The 15,361-nt window shown below is 62.0% G+C and carries 12 protein-coding genes; 3 read left to right on the top strand and 9 right to left on the bottom strand.

From position 1 onward, the window contains the following. Positions 1 to 7 precede the first annotated feature (7 nt). Positions 8 to 1,021, bottom strand: a complete 1,014-nt coding sequence (locus tag FN828_RS02395) for an AraC family transcriptional regulator (RefSeq protein ID WP_235891379.1) — start codon at positions 1,019 to 1,021, stop codon at positions 8 to 10. 57 nt (positions 1,022 to 1,078) lie between these two features. Here FN828_RS02395 and FN828_RS02400 point away from each other — a divergent pair, with 57 nt between their 5' ends. Genes FN828_RS02400 through FN828_RS02410 form a run of 3 tightly spaced genes read left to right on the top strand, consistent with a single transcriptional unit; the run spans position 1,079 to position 4,175 of the window. Then, complete coding sequence (locus tag FN828_RS02400; protein WP_142491797.1) at positions 1,079 to 1,846, top strand: SDR family NAD(P)-dependent oxidoreductase; 768 nt, start codon at positions 1,079 to 1,081, stop codon at positions 1,844 to 1,846. A gap of 11 nt (positions 1,847 to 1,857) precedes the next feature. Further along, a complete protein-coding gene (locus tag FN828_RS02405) occupies positions 1,858 to 3,048 on the top strand; it encodes an acetyl-CoA C-acetyltransferase (protein WP_142491798.1) in 1,191 nt (396 codons plus the stop codon). After that, positions 3,048 to 4,175, top strand: coding sequence for an acyl-CoA dehydrogenase family protein (locus tag FN828_RS02410; RefSeq protein WP_142491799.1), 1,128 nt, complete (start codon positions 3,048 to 3,050; stop codon positions 4,173 to 4,175). The genes FN828_RS02405 and FN828_RS02410 overlap by 1 nt, the downstream gene beginning before the upstream one ends. 51 nt (positions 4,176 to 4,226) lie before the next feature. On the opposite strand, the gene FN828_RS02415 is transcribed toward FN828_RS02410, so the two are convergent. The 8 genes from FN828_RS02415 to FN828_RS02450 form a co-directional block, all read right to left on the bottom strand. Then, positions 4,227 to 6,533, bottom strand: a complete 2,307-nt coding sequence (locus FN828_RS02415) for a DEAD/DEAH box helicase (protein ID WP_142491800.1) — start codon at positions 6,531 to 6,533, stop codon at positions 4,227 to 4,229. A gap of 227 nt (positions 6,534 to 6,760) precedes the next feature. Continuing rightward, positions 6,761 to 8,158: a M20 family metallopeptidase gene (locus tag FN828_RS02420; RefSeq protein ID WP_142491801.1), complete on the bottom strand. Its 1,398-nt coding sequence runs from the start codon at positions 8,156 to 8,158 to the stop codon at positions 6,761 to 6,763. Next, positions 8,159 to 9,742, bottom strand: coding sequence for a gamma-glutamyltransferase family protein (locus tag FN828_RS02425; protein WP_142491802.1), 1,584 nt, complete (start codon positions 9,740 to 9,742; stop codon positions 8,159 to 8,161). It lies immediately after the preceding gene. Positions 9,743 to 9,746: 4 nt separating this feature from the next. After that, positions 9,747 to 10,745: an ABC transporter ATP-binding protein gene (locus FN828_RS02430; protein ID WP_235891380.1), complete on the bottom strand. Its 999-nt coding sequence runs from the start codon at positions 10,743 to 10,745 to the stop codon at positions 9,747 to 9,749. Next, on the bottom strand, positions 10,745 to 11,740 hold the full coding sequence (locus tag FN828_RS02435) for an ABC transporter ATP-binding protein (protein WP_142491803.1): 996 nt from the start codon (positions 11,738 to 11,740) through the stop codon (positions 10,745 to 10,747). Before FN828_RS02435 ends, FN828_RS02430 begins: the two co-directional genes overlap by 1 nt. Positions 11,741 to 11,744: 4 nt before the next feature. Further along, the gene (locus tag FN828_RS02440; RefSeq protein WP_142491804.1) at positions 11,745 to 12,644 is read right to left on the bottom strand and encodes an ABC transporter permease; all 900 of its coding nucleotides are present in this window, start codon (positions 12,642 to 12,644) and stop codon (positions 11,745 to 11,747) included. Between the two features lies 1 nt (position 12,645). Then, positions 12,646 to 13,563 carry an ABC transporter permease gene (locus FN828_RS02445; RefSeq protein ID WP_142491805.1) on the bottom strand — a complete coding sequence of 306 codons (918 nt, stop codon included), beginning with the start codon at positions 13,561 to 13,563 and terminating at the stop codon, positions 12,646 to 12,648. Between the two features lie 132 nt (positions 13,564 to 13,695). Further along, complete coding sequence (locus FN828_RS02450) at positions 13,696 to 15,216, bottom strand: ABC transporter substrate-binding protein (protein ID WP_142491806.1); 1,521 nt, start codon at positions 15,214 to 15,216, stop codon at positions 13,696 to 13,698. Positions 15,217 to 15,361 lie beyond the last annotated feature (145 nt).

Raw genomic sequence — 15,361 nt, forward strand, 5'->3', positions numbered from 1 at the left:
CCCCGGATCAACCGCGCGGGCTGCGGCCTGTCCATTTGCGATAGGCGCGGAAAAACGCACTGGGTTCGCTATAGCCCACGGCGGCGGCCACATCCGCCACGCTGACCCCGCCCGTATCCAGCATCCGCTGGGCGCGGGTCATGCGCAATTCGTCCTTGATCGCGCGATAGCTTTGCCCATCCGCCCGCAACTGGCGGCGCAGTGTGGCAGGGGATACCCCCATCCGTCCGGCCAGCGCGTCAAATCCGGGCCAATCCGTCGGGGGCAAATCCGCCAATATCCCGCGCACCCGGATCGCGGTTCCCTGATCGTGGCGGAACCGGATCAGGATATTCGCCGGGGCTTCGCGCAGGAATGTTTTCAGCGCAGCGTCCCCTCGGATCACCGGCAGCGATAAATAGGCCGCATCGAAAACCAGCCGGGTTTCAGGGGCATCGAACTGCACGGGAACGCCGAAAAATTGCCGATAATCCGCCCGGTCCGGTGGGGCAGGGCAGGCGAAATCCAGCCGCCGTAGTGGAATGCGTCGCCCCACCAGCCAACAGGTCACGCCCATCAGGATCAACCAATAGGTCCGATAGGCAAAAGCCGATCGCTGCATTTCGTCTTGCAGGGTGATCCGCGCCTCGCCCTCGCGCAGGGTCAATTGCCCGGTCGGGCCATCCAGCACCACGTTCAAAAAGGACAGCGCCCGGTGCAAGGCCTGTTTCAGCGTCCCAGTCGACAGCACCGCATGGCACAGCAGCGCGAAACTGCCGGGCCGCATGGGCCGCGCCCCAAGGCCGAAAAATTCGTCCTGCATGGTCTGGGCGATCAGCCACCACAGCCGCCCATAGTCCTGCGCCGATACCGGGCCAACAGGCGGGATCATCCCCAGTTCTGCCAGCAAAAGCGCGGGGTCATGCCCCCCCGCCCGCAGACAGGACAGCGCATCTTCGACAAATCCAGCAGAAATCGGCGGTTGCTTCATCCCTGTGCGATACTGGCAAAACCGATCATAAATCAAGATATTTAGCGTCATTGATTGCCATGCCGTCCGGCCTAAGCTGCGCCGCGATACGGTATCGGAGGAGACATCATGCAAATCGACGGGAAGGCCTTTGTTGTCACGGGGGCAGGTTCGGGTCTTGGCGCGGCTGTGGCGGATATGATCGTGGCCGCAGGCGGCAGCGTCGTGTTGGCTGACATCAACGCCGACGCGGGCACCGCCAAGGCGGCAGAGCTGGGTCAAACCGCCCGGTTTTGCCAGACCGACGTAACGCAAGACGCCGATGGCAAGGCCGCCATTGCTGCCGCGCTGGATGGGTTCGGGCGGCTGGACGGGCTGGTGAATTGCGCAGGTATTGCGCCGGGCGAAAAAATTCTGGGCCGTAATGGTCCTCATGCTCTGGACAGCTTTGCCCGCGCCATTTCGATCAACCTTGTGGGCAGCTTCAACATGCTGCGGCTGGCGGCGGATGCGATTTCCCAGCAGGCACCGGGGCCGGATGGTGAACGTGGCGTGATCGTCAACACCGCGTCCATCGCGGCCTATGACGGGCAGATCGGGCAGGCGGCCTATGCCGCATCCAAGGGCGGCGTTGCGGCGCTGACCTTGCCCGCAGCCCGCGAACTGGCGCGGTATGGCATCCGTGTTGTGACCGTCGCGCCGGGCATTTTCGGCACTCCGATGATGGCCGCCATGCCACAGGACGTTCAGGATGCGTTGGGGGCATCGGTTCCGTTTCCATCCCGGCTGGGCAACCCCGCTGAATTTGCTGCGCTTGTGCGCCATATCTGTGAAAACCCCATGCTGAACGGCGAAGTCATCCGACTGGACGGTGCGCTGCGCATGGCCGCGAAATAAGGAGCTTTCCAATGTCTCATTCTGATCCCATCGTTATCGTGGGCATGGCCCGGACCCCTATGGGTGGCTTTCAGGGCGATCTGTCTGACGCTGACGCCTCGACCTTGGGCGGGGCCGCCATTGCTGCGGCGCTGACCCGCGCGGGCCTGTCCGCCGATGCGGTACAAGAGGTTGTCATGGGCTGCGTTCTGCCCGCAGGGCAGGGGCAGGCTCCGGCCCGTCAAGCGGGCATAAAGGCCGGTTTGCCGCTGGGCGCGGGCGCGACCACCGTGAATAAAATGTGCGGTTCTGGAATGCGGGCAGCGATGTTCGCTCATGATATGCTGATTGCGGGCAGTGCCGATGTGATCGTGGCGGGCGGCATGGAAAGCATGACCAACGCGCCCTATCTGCTGCCCAAGGCGCGGGGCGGCTATCGCATGGGCCACGGCGCGGTTGTGGATCACATGTTCATGGATGGCTTGGAAGATGCCTATGACAAGGGTCGTCTGATGGGCACCTTTGCCGAAGATTGCGCGCAGGCCTATCAGTTCAGCCGTCAGGCACAGGACGATTTTGCGATCACGTCCTTGAAGCGGGCGCAGAAAGCTATCGAAGACGGCAGTTTTGCCGCCGAAGTGGCCCCGATCACCCTGCAAACCCGCAAGGGCGATGTGACTGTCAGCATTGACGAACAACCCGGCAAGGCGCGGCTGGACAAAATCCCGACCCTGAAACCCGCCTTCCGCAAGGACGGCACGGTGACGGCGGCCAATGCGTCCTCGATTTCCGACGGGGCGGCGGCGCTGGTGATGATGCGGGCGTCACAGGCTGAAAAACGTGGCCTGGCCCCGCTGGCGCGGATCACGGGCCACACCACCCACGCGCATGAACCGTATAATTTCCCCACCGCCCCCATCGGTGCCATGCAAAAGCTGGCCGATAAAACCGGCTGGGCGATGAAAGACGTAGACCTGTTTGAAATTAACGAGGCCTTTGCCGTTGTCGCAATGGCCGCAATGCGCGATCTGGACCTGCCGCATGATAAGGTGAACGTGCATGGTGGCGCTTGCGCCTTGGGCCATCCGATCGGCGCATCCGGGGCGCGGGTGATGGTTACACTGTTGGCGGCGCTTCAGAAATATGATCTGAAACGGGGGGTGGCGTCCCTGTGTATCGGCGGTGGCGAAGCCACGGCGATTGGTCTGGAAAGGATTGTCTGATGCAACTGGATGAAACCAACGAAATGGTGCGCGACGCTGTCCGCGCCTTTGCACAGGAACAACTGGCCCCCGGCGCGGCAAAGCGGGACGAGGAACACGCCTTTCCCAAGGCCGAACTGACAGAGATGGGAAATCTGGGTTTTCTGGGGATGCTGGTCCCTGAATCCTATGGCGGTTCGGACATGGGCATGGTGTCTTATGCGCTGGCACTGGAAGAAATCGCCGCTGCGGATGGCGCTTGTTCCACCATCGTATCGGTTCACAGTTCTGTCGGATGTGTGCCGATCCTGAAATACGGGACCGAGGATCAGAAACAGCGTTTCCTGCCGAAAATGGCGGCGGGTGAATGGATTGGCGGCTTTGCCCTGACAGAACCACAGGCCGGGTCCGATGCGTCGGGGCTGAAAACCCGTGCGCGGCGCGATGGGGATCACTATGTTCTGGATGGGGTGAAGCAATTCATCACCTCGGGGAAAAACGGCGATGTGGTGATCGTGTTCGCCGTTACCGATCCCGACGCGGGTAAAAAGGGCATCACCGCTTTCATCGTGCCCACGGATACACCCGGTTATCAGGTGGTTTCGGTTGAACGTAAACTGGGGCAGCACAGTTCTGATACTTGTGCGCTGGCCTTTACCAATATGCGTATCCCGGTGGAAAATCGTCTGGGTGCCGAAGGCGAAGGGTATAAAATCGCGCTGGCTAACCTTGAGGGGGGGCGTATCGGTATCGCCTCGCAATCGGTGGGCATGGCCCGCGCGGCGTTTGACGCGGCCCGCGCCTATGCGCAGGAACGGATCACCTTTGGCAAGCCGATCATGCAGCATCAGACCATCGCGTTTAAGCTGGCCGATATGGCCACGAAGATCGAAGCCGCCCGCCATATGGTTTTGCACGCCGCTGCCCTGCGGCAACAGGGCAAACCCTGCCTGACCGAAGCATCAATGGCGAAACTCTTTGCTTCGGAAATGGCCGAACAGGTTTGCACTGCGGCTATTCAGATCCACGGGGGCTATGGCTATCTGGCCGATTACCCGGTGGAACGCATCTATCGCGATGTCCGCGTGTGCCAGATTTACGAAGGCACGTCCGAGGTGCAGCGCATGGTCATTGCGCGCGGCTTGTAAGCCCCTAAATCAAAACGCCCCCGGTTTGACCGGGGGCGTTTTTGCATGTGCTTACCGTTTGCGGCGCGGCAGCGCATCGCCGCCTTTGCCCTTTATGCGAGGGCGGCCCAGCGATACGCTGGGATCGCTTGCCCCGCGCGGCTTGGCCGGTTTTCCGTCAGGCTTGCCGCCAAACGGTTTGCCGTCGGGTTTCCCGCCAAAAGACTTGCCCCCCGGCTTATCGCCAAAAGATTTGCCGCCGGGTTTCCCGCCAAAGGGCTTCCCACCGGGTTTGCCGTCAGATTTGCCACCAAACGGTTTGCCGCCCGGTTTGCCATCAGGTTTCCCGCCAAAGGATTTCCCCGGTTTCCCACGCGGCGCATCGCCATCGCTGCGGCCCTTATAGGGTGTGCGCGGTGCATCGCCCCCGGATTTGCCGAACGGTTTCTTGCCGGGTTTGTCCCCAAAAGGCCGGTCCCCAAAGGATTTCTTGTCCTTACCACGGGGGCCATCATCGCGACCGGCCCGTTCGCCACGGTCCCGCTTGGGGGACGCGGAATCCCAAACCGCCTTGTCGCGCGGCTTGCGGTCGGGGCGTGCATCGCGGGCGGGACGGTCGTCATCGTCGCGCCGTTTCGACGGGCGGTCCCATTTCGCGGGCCGTTCGGCTGCGTCGTCATCGCTGCGCGGTCCTTTGCGGTGCGGTTTGCCGCCCCGCTCGAACCCGCCCCGGCCCCCGGCGCCGCGATCAAAGCCCGGCTTGTCCCGGCGCGGTGGCGGCGGCAGGTCTGGCACACCATCCACGCGTTTTGCGCTGATCCCGTCCTCCAGCATTCCGTCTTGCAGGAACGCCTCGAACCCGTCCACGGCGCTTTCGGACAGTTCCACAAAGGTTTCGGATTCTGCGACGCGGATTTTCCCGATCTGCGATTTTTCCAGATTGCCCGCGCGGCACAGCATCGGCAGCAGCCAGCGCGCTTCGGCATTGTTCACCCGGCCCACAGACAGCGACACCCATGCCGACGGCCCGAACGCTGCACGAGGATCGCGCGGCTCTCTGGGTTCGCGGGGTTCGCGCGGCAAAATCGGGGTATTCAGTTCTTCGGGGGCGGACAGTTTGCCCTGATACAGCCGCAAACAGGCCGCTGCGATTTGCTGCGGGCTGTATTGTTCCAGCAACGTATCGGCAAAGGCGGTTTCTTCCTCGCTCATGGGATCGGTCCATGCCGGATCGGCCAGCAGGCGGGCCTCATCCTTGGCGCGGATTTCCTCGGGCGTGGGGGCAAAGCCCCAGTTTGCTTCGATCTTGGCCCAACCCAGCAGGCGGGCGGCTTTTTTCGTGGCCTTGTCCGGCACGATCAGCGCCGAAATCCCCTTGCGCCCGGCGCGGCCTGTGCGGCCCGAACGGTGCAGCAGCGCTTCGGTGTTGGTGGGCAGATCGGCATGAATCACCAACTCCAGATTGGGCAGGTCGATGCCGCGTGCCGCCACATCGGTGGCCACGCAAACCCGCGCCCGTCCGTCCCGCAGCGCCTGAAGTGCATGGCTGCGTTCGTCCTGGCTTAGTTCCCCGGACAGGGACACAACCGCAAAGCCGCGATTGGCGAACCGCGCGGTCAGACGCGCCACGGCGGCGCGGGTGTTGGCGAATACGATCACGGTTTGCGCATCATGGAACCGCAACAGGTTGATAATCGCATGTTCGGCGTCAACGGCGGCCACCTGGATGGCCTGATATTCGATGTCGCTGTGTTGCTGGCCCTTGGTCAGGGTGGTGACGCGTTCAGCGTCGCGCTGATAGCGTTTTGCCAGTTCCACGATGGACGGCGGGACAGTGGCCGAAAACAGCAGCGTGCGGCGGTTTTCCGGCGCTTCGCCCAGCATGTATTCCAGATCCTCGCGGAACCCCAGATCCAGCATTTCATCGGCTTCGTCCAGCACGATGGCGCGAATGTCGGTCAGGTCCAGCGCCCCGCGTTCGATATGATCGCGCAGCCGCCCCGGTGTTCCCACCACGATATGCGCCCCGCGTTCCAGCGCACGCCGTTCGGTCCGTGCATCCATACCGCCGATGCAGGATACCACCGTAGCCCCGGTTTTTGCATAGAGCCACGCCAGTTCCCGCTGCACCTGCAAGGCCAGTTCCCGCGTCGGGGCCACCACCAGCGCCATCGGCGCGGCGGGCGGGGGCATCATATCGGCATCGCCCAACAGGGTGGGGGCAATCGCCAGACCGAACCCTACCGTCTTTCCCGATCCGGTCTGGGCGGACACCAACAGGTCCGCTTCGGCCAGTTCAGGGGCGGTGACGGCCTGTTGCACATCGGTAAGCGAGGTATATCCGCGCTCGGCCAGCGCATCGGAAAGGGGGGTGATCATCGGGGGGAGTGTCCATAGCAAGCGCGCCGCAGGGGCGGCGGAAAGACAACTGTCTATACCATCCCGGCGGGCTTGTCCATGCTGATTTCCAAGGCAGGGGCCGAGGCGGGAAATTCCAACCGCTGCATTGTGGGGCATCGGTGGAATTTGAGTATTTTGGGCAAGATGAAAAGCGCGGATTTTCCTGAGCGCCCCGCGCATGTTCGGCGGGGCGTTCAGGGGCGGGCTTAGGTTTGCGGCAGTCCGGTGCCGGTGCCAATATCCCAAAACACCCCGGCCATCGCCCGCAGGGCATCGCGGCAGACAGGTTTCAGGACGTGTTCATTCGGCGCGTGCTGTGAACAGCCACGATAGGAATGCGGCACCCAGACCGTTGGCAGGCCCAGAATGTCGGCAAAGGTGTCATTTGGCAGCGATCCCGCCAGATTGGGCAAAACATGCGGGGGCTTGCCTGCGGTTTCGGTCAACGAGGCCTGAACGAATTTGACCCAAGGATGGGATGGATCCAGCCGTGTTGCGGCGAAAAAGCCGCGTTCGTGCGGGACGATCTGGACCTTCTGGAACCCATGCGCATCCAGATGGCGGCGCAGGGCTGGCAGGATGTCCTGCGGATTGGTGCCTACGACATAGCGCAATTGGCATGTCGCCCGCGCCGAGGATGAAATTGCATTCACCGGCGCTTCGGGTACACCGCTTTTCATTGCCAGAATGGCAAAGCTGTTCCAGCCATAGGCCCGTTCGGCCGGGGTCAGGCTTTCTTCGCCCCAGTCGAAATCAATCTTGGGGCTGTCGGGATCGTCCGGTTCAATCGGCAGCCCGGCCAGCGCGGCACGCACGTTGTCGGTCAGGCTGTCGGGGCGCCATTCGGGAATGCGGATTTGGCCGCGTGCATCGCTGATGGTGGAGAGCGCTTGTGCCAGAATCATCGCCGGATCGGCCAGCAGCCCACCCCAGTTGCCGGAATGATGCGCCCCTTCGCGCAGGTCCACTGCCAGATCGAAGGTGACGCCGCCGCGCGATCCCATGAACATCGTCGGGGTATCCGGTTGCAGGCGCGGCCCGTCCGAGGCGATCAGCACATCCGCCGCCAGCCTGTCCTTGTGCGCCTCAAAGAATTGCGCCAGCCCCGGCGATCCGGTTTCTTCGCTCATTTCCAGAATGATCCGGGTGTTGAAGCCCAGCTGACCACGCACCTGCACGACCGCTTCCAGAGCGGCGATGTTGATCAGGTGTTGGCCCTTGTTATCGGCGCTGCCGCGACCGTACAGGCGCTCGCCCTCCTCGACCAAGGTGAAGGGGGCCAGCCCCACCCGCCACATGCCGTCCTGGGCGCGGATCACATCGCCGTGGCCATAGGTCAGGACCGTGGGCAGATCGTCGCCTTCGTGGCGGTCGCCAATCAGCAGCGGGCCACCGCCCTGAACCGGGTTGTCAAAGATTTCACATTGAAACCCCAGCGCGGTCAGACGGGGCAGCATGGCCTGTTGCAGATAGCGCATCAATTCCGGGGCGGCGTCCGGGTTCTGGCTTTCGCTGGGATAGGCGACCAGATCGGCCAGTTCGGTCTGGAACGTGCCTGCATCAAAATAGGCGGATACGGCATCAATCGCGGCGGTACGGGTCATTCAGGCGGTTTCCTTTTCACAAACGGCATCGCCCCAAGGGGACATGATTTCAGTGCAGCCCGTGTTCACCGATCCTTTGCGCATCACCCCGGCGGGGCAGGCAAAGGCATAGGGGAACATGGTGCGATGGGTGGTACGAACATCGTAATCGGCTGACAGGCTGTCGATCACCGATTGGGGCAGGGCGTCATCGGCCACCACGATGGGGCCACCGGACACATCAATGCGGGGTTGGTGAAAGGCCGCGCCAATATCCATCCCGTAATCGGCAACGAACCCGGTCAGTTGCGCCACGGCTGACACGATTTTGCGCCCTCCGCTGGCCCCAAAGGCAAAGCGCGTGTCGTCGGGGGCTTCGCCGATGACAGGGCAGACATTCATCAGGCAGCGTTTGCCCGCCGCCAGCGAATTGGGCCGCCCCGGCACCGGATCGAACCACATGATCCCGTTGTTCATCAGGAACCCCGTTGACGGCGACACCACCCGCGAGCCGAAAATCGACAGCAGCGTTTGGGTTTGCGCCACCATATTGCCATGCCGGTCGACCACGGAAAAATGCGTGGTACAGCCGGGGGCTTGTGGGTGTTCGCCATCATCCCCCATCGACGACAGGCGGGTTTGATAGGCCGATTTCAGACCCCGCGCATAGGCGGCAAAGGCTTCCGCATCGGGGGCGTTGCCGGTCAGGTCGGTCTTGGCGGCTTCGGTCAGGGCTTGCATCAGGGTTGGCCCGGCGGTCAGCCCCGGCACCGCATGGAGTTGCGTGTCCCGATAGCCAAAACTGAGCGGGTCATGGAAGGTTGCGGCATAGCTGCGCAGATCGTCCTGTGACAGCGATCCGCCCTTGGCCTGCATATCGGCGGCCATCGCGGCCCCCAGATCACCGTCATAAAGCGCCCGCGCCCCGTGCCGCGCGATCTGGTCCAGACTGTCGGCCATGCGCGACTGATCCAGCCGCTTTTCGGCCAGCGCCGTCCATGCGCCGATCTTGGGCCATTGCCCGTCTTCCAGAAACAGCGCCGCTGCGTCCGGGTCTTTTGCCAGTTCCCGCGTGACCGAGGCAATACACAGGGCCGCGTACCAATCTACCAGCATCCCGCGTTTGGCATGGGCAATCGCCGGGGCCACCAGTTCGGCCCACGGCATCCGGCCATAGCGGCCATGCGCCCGGCCCAACCCGTCGACCACACCCGGCACTGCCACGGCGGTTGCGCCCTGAACGTTGCGATTGTCCACCACTTCTTCCCACGGGAACAGATCGCCCGCGATGCCCCGGCCCGACAGCGGGTAATCCGCCGGGTTCAGTGCAGCGGGCGCACGCATTCCGTGGTTCAGCGCCACGGCGCGGCCTTCATCCGCACGCCACAGCATCATTGCGCCGCCGCCCGCGGGGCCGCTCATCCACGGTTCCAGCACGCCGATCACAAAGGATACCGCCACAGCGGCATCCACGGCATCGCCGCCAACGGCCAGAACATCCGCCCCCGCCTGCGCGGCCAGACGGTGCTGGGCTGCGACCACGCCGCCCTTGGTTTCGATCACCACTTTGCGCGTGGTCTGGGTGCGGGACAGGGACTCGCTCATCGGGTCAGCTCCGTTCGAACATGGGGGTTTCCGGGTCGTGCAGGTGGCATTCCACATGCCCATCGCGCATTGGCACCGGGCGCGGGGCGCGTTGCTTGCACAGGTCGGTGGCGCGGGGGCAACGCGGATGGAAGGCACAGCCCGAAGGCGGATCAATCGGGTTGGGATAGGCCATACCCAGTTGCGTATCCGGCACACCCAGCCCCGGTTCCGGCGTCAGCACCGATTTCAGCAGCGCCTGCGTATAGGGATGGGCGGAGGCATCGAACAAATCGCCGGTATTGGTTTCCTCGACAATGCGGCCCAGATACATGACTGCGACCCGCGTCGCCAAATGTTCCACCACCGCCAGATTGTGCGAGATGAACAAATAGGTCAGCCCGAATTCGCGCCGCAATTCCCCCAGCAGGTTCAGAATTTGCGACTGCACCGACACGTCAAGGGCCGAGGTTGGTTCATCGCAAATCACCACCTCGGGCTTCATGATCAGCGCCCGCGCGATGGCGACCCGCTGCCGTTGCCCGCCGGACATCTGGCTGGGATAGCTGTTCATCACACGCGCGGGCAGGCCCACCACATCCAGCATATCGCGCACGGCTTTTTGCTGGCTGGCGGCATCCCCGATCCCGTGAATGCGCAGCGGAAGCGAGATAATATCGGCAATCGACTTGCGCGGGTTCAGCGAACTGTAGGGGTCTTGGAAAATGGGCTGGATGCGGCGGGCCAGCTCCAGCCGGTTTTGCCCGCCAAGCGCCTGCCCATCCACCAGAACCTGCCCGCTGGTCGGAGCTTCCAGACCCAGTAGGATTTTCGCCAGCGTGGATTTCCCGCAACCGGATTCACCAACCAGTCCCAGCACCTCGCCCTTGCGCAGGGACAGGCTGACATCACGCACTGCCGTCAGCGGTTTGCGTTTGCCCATCAGCCCTTGTTTGACCGAATAGGTCTTGGTCACGTTGCGGATTTCAAGCGTCGGGGGCGTCATGTCTTGTCCGTCGAACATCAGGCAGACTCCTTCTTATCATGGCGTTGCCCGTCGGCATGGACACAGCGGAAACAATGGGGGCCATCGGCGTGTAGTGGGATCGTATCGCGGCAGGCCGGGGTTGCTTCGGAACAGCGGGTGCGGAAGGTGCAGCCCGAAACCTGCCCCACCAGCGATGGCACGATGCCGGGAATGGTGCCAAGCGGTGCGCCGCGTTCGGTTTTGCCGGGCAGCGGGATACATTGAAGCAACCCGCGCGTATAAGGATGCAGGGGGCGCTGGAACACATTCAGCGCCGGGCCGGTTTCCACCAGTTCCCCGGCATACATGACCGCCACCTTATCCGCGACGCGGGCCACCACGCCCAAATCGTGCGTGATCAGGATCATGGCCATGCCCATTTCGCGCACCAGATCCACCAGCAGGCGCAAAATCTGTGCCTGAATGGTCACGTCCAACGCCGTTGTGGGTTCATCCGCGATAATCAGTTCCGGCCCGCACATCAGGGCCATTGCGATCATCACCCGCTGCCGCAACCCACCCGAAAGCTGGTGGGGATATTGCGACAGGCGGCTTGCGGCGGCGGTGATACCGACCTTTTCCAGCAACTCGATGGCCCGGTCCCGTGCCTCGGCCCGTGTGGCGTTGCCATGCAGCAGCATCGCCTCCATCAACTGATCGCCAATGGTATAGGCCGGGTTCAGCGAGGTCATGGGTTCCTGAAAGATCATCGACATCCGCGCCCCGCGCAGGCTGCGCATTTGTTTGGCGCTGGCCTTCAGCAGAGCGGTGCCGTCGAAATCCATCACATCGGCAGTGCATTTGATCCGCTTTCCCAGCAGACCCATCACCGCCAGCGATGTCAGGGATTTCCCCGATCCGCTTTCGCCCACGATGCACAGCACCTCGCCCCGGTTCAGGGTGAAATCAATGCCGCGTACCGCGTGCAATGTGCCAGCCCCTACGGGAATGTCGATGGTCAGGTTCTTTACGGTCAACAAAACGTCGGTCATGGCCTCAGCTCCTGTTTTCGGGGGCGGTAACGTCACGCAGACCATCGCCCATCAGATTGATTGCCAGCACCAGCACGAACAGCACAGCACCGGGGATCAGCACCAGCCAAGGTTCAAACAGCATCATGTTTTTGCCTTCGCTGACCATCAGACCCCAGCTTGGTGTCGGCGGTTGCACGCCCAGTCCAAGGAAGGACAGCGCCGCTTCAAGCAGGATGGCGTGGGCCATTTCCAGCGTTACAACCACGATCAGGTTGTTGGCGATATTCGGCATGATTTCCGTCAGCAGGATACGCGGAGTCGATGCGCCGATGGCCTGTGCGGCGGCCACATATTCGCGCTGCCGTACTTGCAGGGTTGATGCCCGCATGACCACCGCGAAACGGTCCCACAGCAGCAGGCCCAGCACGCAAATCACCACTGTCAGCGATCCGCCCAGAATGGCCACCACGGCCAGCGCCACCAGCACAACCGGCATGGCCAGACGCACGTTGATCAGAAAGGTCACAACCGCATCGACGCGTCCGCCGAAATAGCCAGCCGCCACGCCCATCGCGGTGCCGATCAGCCCCGAAATCGTAGCCGCCACAACACCGATCAGCAGCGATACCCGCGCACCATAGATCAGCCGCGACAGGTAATCCCGGCCCAGATGGTCAGTGCCCAGCGGGTGTTCCCATGTTCCACCCAGAAACACCGGCGGTTTCATCCGCGCCATCAGGTCTTGTGCATAGGGATCATGCGGGGCCAGCAATGGTGCCAGAATGGCGATCAGGGTCAGGATTGCCACCACGATCACCCCGATCAGCAGGCCTTGATGCCCGAAAACGCGCTTGCGCAGCAATTGGCCGGGGGTTGGTCCGGTGATTTCCTCTAGCAGAGGATCGTTCGCCGTATGGGTCATGTCAGCTGCTCCTCATGCGGGGGTCCAGCCACGCGTTCAGAACGTCGGCCAGAAAGGTGAAAACGATATAGAACATCGAGAAGATCAGGATCAGCGCCTGCACCGTCGGCAGGTCGTTGCGGCTGATGCTTTCCCACGCCAGGAACCCGGCCCCGTGCAGGGCGAAAATGGATTCCACCACGATAGAGCCACCCAGCATGAAGCCCATCTGCACCGCAGCCAGCGACACCACCGGGATAATCGCGTTGCGCAGCGCATGGCGGAACATCACGCGCAATTCTGACGATCCCTTGGCGCGCGCGGTGCGGATATAGTCCGAGGACAGAACCTCTAGCATCCCGGCGCGGGTCAGGCGCATGATGGCGGGCATCGCGTAATAGCCCAGAACGATGGTGGGCATGATGAAATGCTGCCATGTCGCCGTACCCGAAGGCGGCAACCAGCGCAGTTTGATAGCGAACACCACGATCAGGATCAGCCCGAACCAGAAGCTTGGCAGCGCCTGACCGGCGACGGACATGAACAACGCAATCCGGTCCACCAGCGAATTGGGGCGCATCGCAGCCGCCACGCCCAGCGGTACGGCGGTGATCAGCGCAAAGGCGATGCCGCAAACCCCAAGTGTCATCGTCACGGACAAACGTTCCGCGATCAGACCGGCAACCGGCAGCTTGAAATAATAGCTTTCGCCAAAATCGCCCCGCAGGGCGGCGAACAGCCAGTCGCCATATTGCACCAGCATGGGGCGGTCGAATCCATAAAGGGTACGGATGGCTTCGATGTCTTCGCCGCTGGCGGTTTCCCCCGCCAAGGCCGCTGCCGGGTCGCCCGACAGGAACAACAGCGAAAAACTGATGAAAGAGACGGTAAAGGCGACCAGAATGGCCAGCCCCAGCCGCTTCAGAATGAATTGCAGCACCTTGCTTACTCCGGTGGTAGGAGGCCGGTTTCAAAACCGGCAGTTCCGATAGTTCCCCCTAAGCTGGGGAACAGCCGGGCGGCAGCGGGGACCGCCACCGCCCGATCAGGTCAGGTCAGAAATGTGTCTGGCTTAGTTCCACGTCATCGTGGTGAAGCGCAGCACCTCGTCCGGGGTCGGCGTGTAGCTGACCGAGGGCTTGAACACATAGTTGGTGTTGTAGCTGAACAGCGGCGCCCAATAGGCTTCGTCCGCGATCCGCTTCAGCGCCTTGCTGTAATGCGCGATCCGGGTGTCCGGGTCGGTGGAGCTGTCGGCCACGTTCAGATCGGCCAGAACCTGATCGTCACGGGAATCGTCCAGGCTGCCGTGCTTGAAGAACTGGCTGACCATAGCCGACGCATCGTTGATCGAATAGCTGCCCCAAGTCAGGAAGGACAGCGGCACTTCGCCCTTCATGTTCAGTTCACGCAGGGCCGAATATTGCAGCATCTTGAAATCGGTCTTGATGCCCACGGCATTCAGATAAGATGCAATGGCTTCTGCGTAATCGCGGTTACGATAGGCATAGAATTCGGTCGTGAACCCATCCGCATACCCGGCTTCGGCCAGCAGTGCCTTGGCTTTTTCGGGGTTATATTCATAGGTGGTCACGTCCTGCACACAGCCGAATTGCGACGGGAAACAGGGGGTGTTGACCACTTGCGACTTGCCTTTCAGCAGCGCCGACACAATGGCGTTGCGGTCGATGGCATAGTTGATCGCCTGACGCACCCGCACATCGGTATAGGGGTTCGGGTTCATGGTGGACCGGCCTGCGGCATCCATCGTCAGATAGCCCACGCGCATGGTGGATTCGTTTGCCACGGTGAACTGGCCCATCTGGTCCAGCTTTTCGGCCTGATCCGCAGGCACCTGCCAGATCAGATCCAGCGAGCCGGAAAACAGTTCCGCGATCTGGGTGTTCACATCCGGGATGGTGCGGATGTCGACCTTGGCAATGGTGGGCTGGCCTTTGGGGCTGTCATGGTAGTTTTCGTTCTTTTCCAGCACGAAATGCTGGCCGGGAACGACACTGACCACCTTGTAGGGGCCGGTGCCCACAGGGTTCAGGCCCATGCCCGACGAACCAACCTTGGCGTAATATTCGTTCGGGTACATCGACACCGGACCAGACAGGAATTCGATCGCTGCCGGGAATTTATCCTTCAGGTGGATACGCACGGTGTAATCGTCCACCTTTTCGGCGGATTTCATCCAGTTCACGTTCCGCTGGGTTTTCACGCCATTGGCTTCGTCCGCCACGAAATTGACAGTGAATACAACGTCATCGGCGTTGAACACTTCACCATTGTGGAAGGTCACACCTTCGCGCAGTTTCAGTTCCAGCGTGGTGTCATCGACCCATTCCCAAGATGTCGCAAGGTTGCCCTTGTATTCATTGGTTTCCGGATCACGGTAAATCAGGCCATCCCAGACGGCCCGCTGCATCACCACACCTTCGCGCGACGAATTGAAATAGCTGTCGACGTTTTCCAGCTCTTTCGTGAAGGCCACGTTCAGCGTGTCAGTGTCCTTATCCGCCCAGGCAAGGCCGGTGCTGGCGGCCAAGGCCGCGGCAGCGATGGTTGATTTCAAAATGGTGTGTTTCATGACACCCCCCTCTCTCTTGTGCTTGGCGCAAAGCGCGGTTCGGTTCCCGGTGTCTGTATTGCATTATGATACAGATCGTCGTTATATGATTTAGTAGATCGTCGTAAGAGCGATTCCGTCAATAAGAAATCTGCCAACAGGTCGG

This window comes from Thalassovita litoralis (assembly GCF_900182725.1).
GTDB lineage: Bacteria > Pseudomonadota > Alphaproteobacteria > Rhodobacterales > Rhodobacteraceae > Thalassobius > Thalassobius litoralis.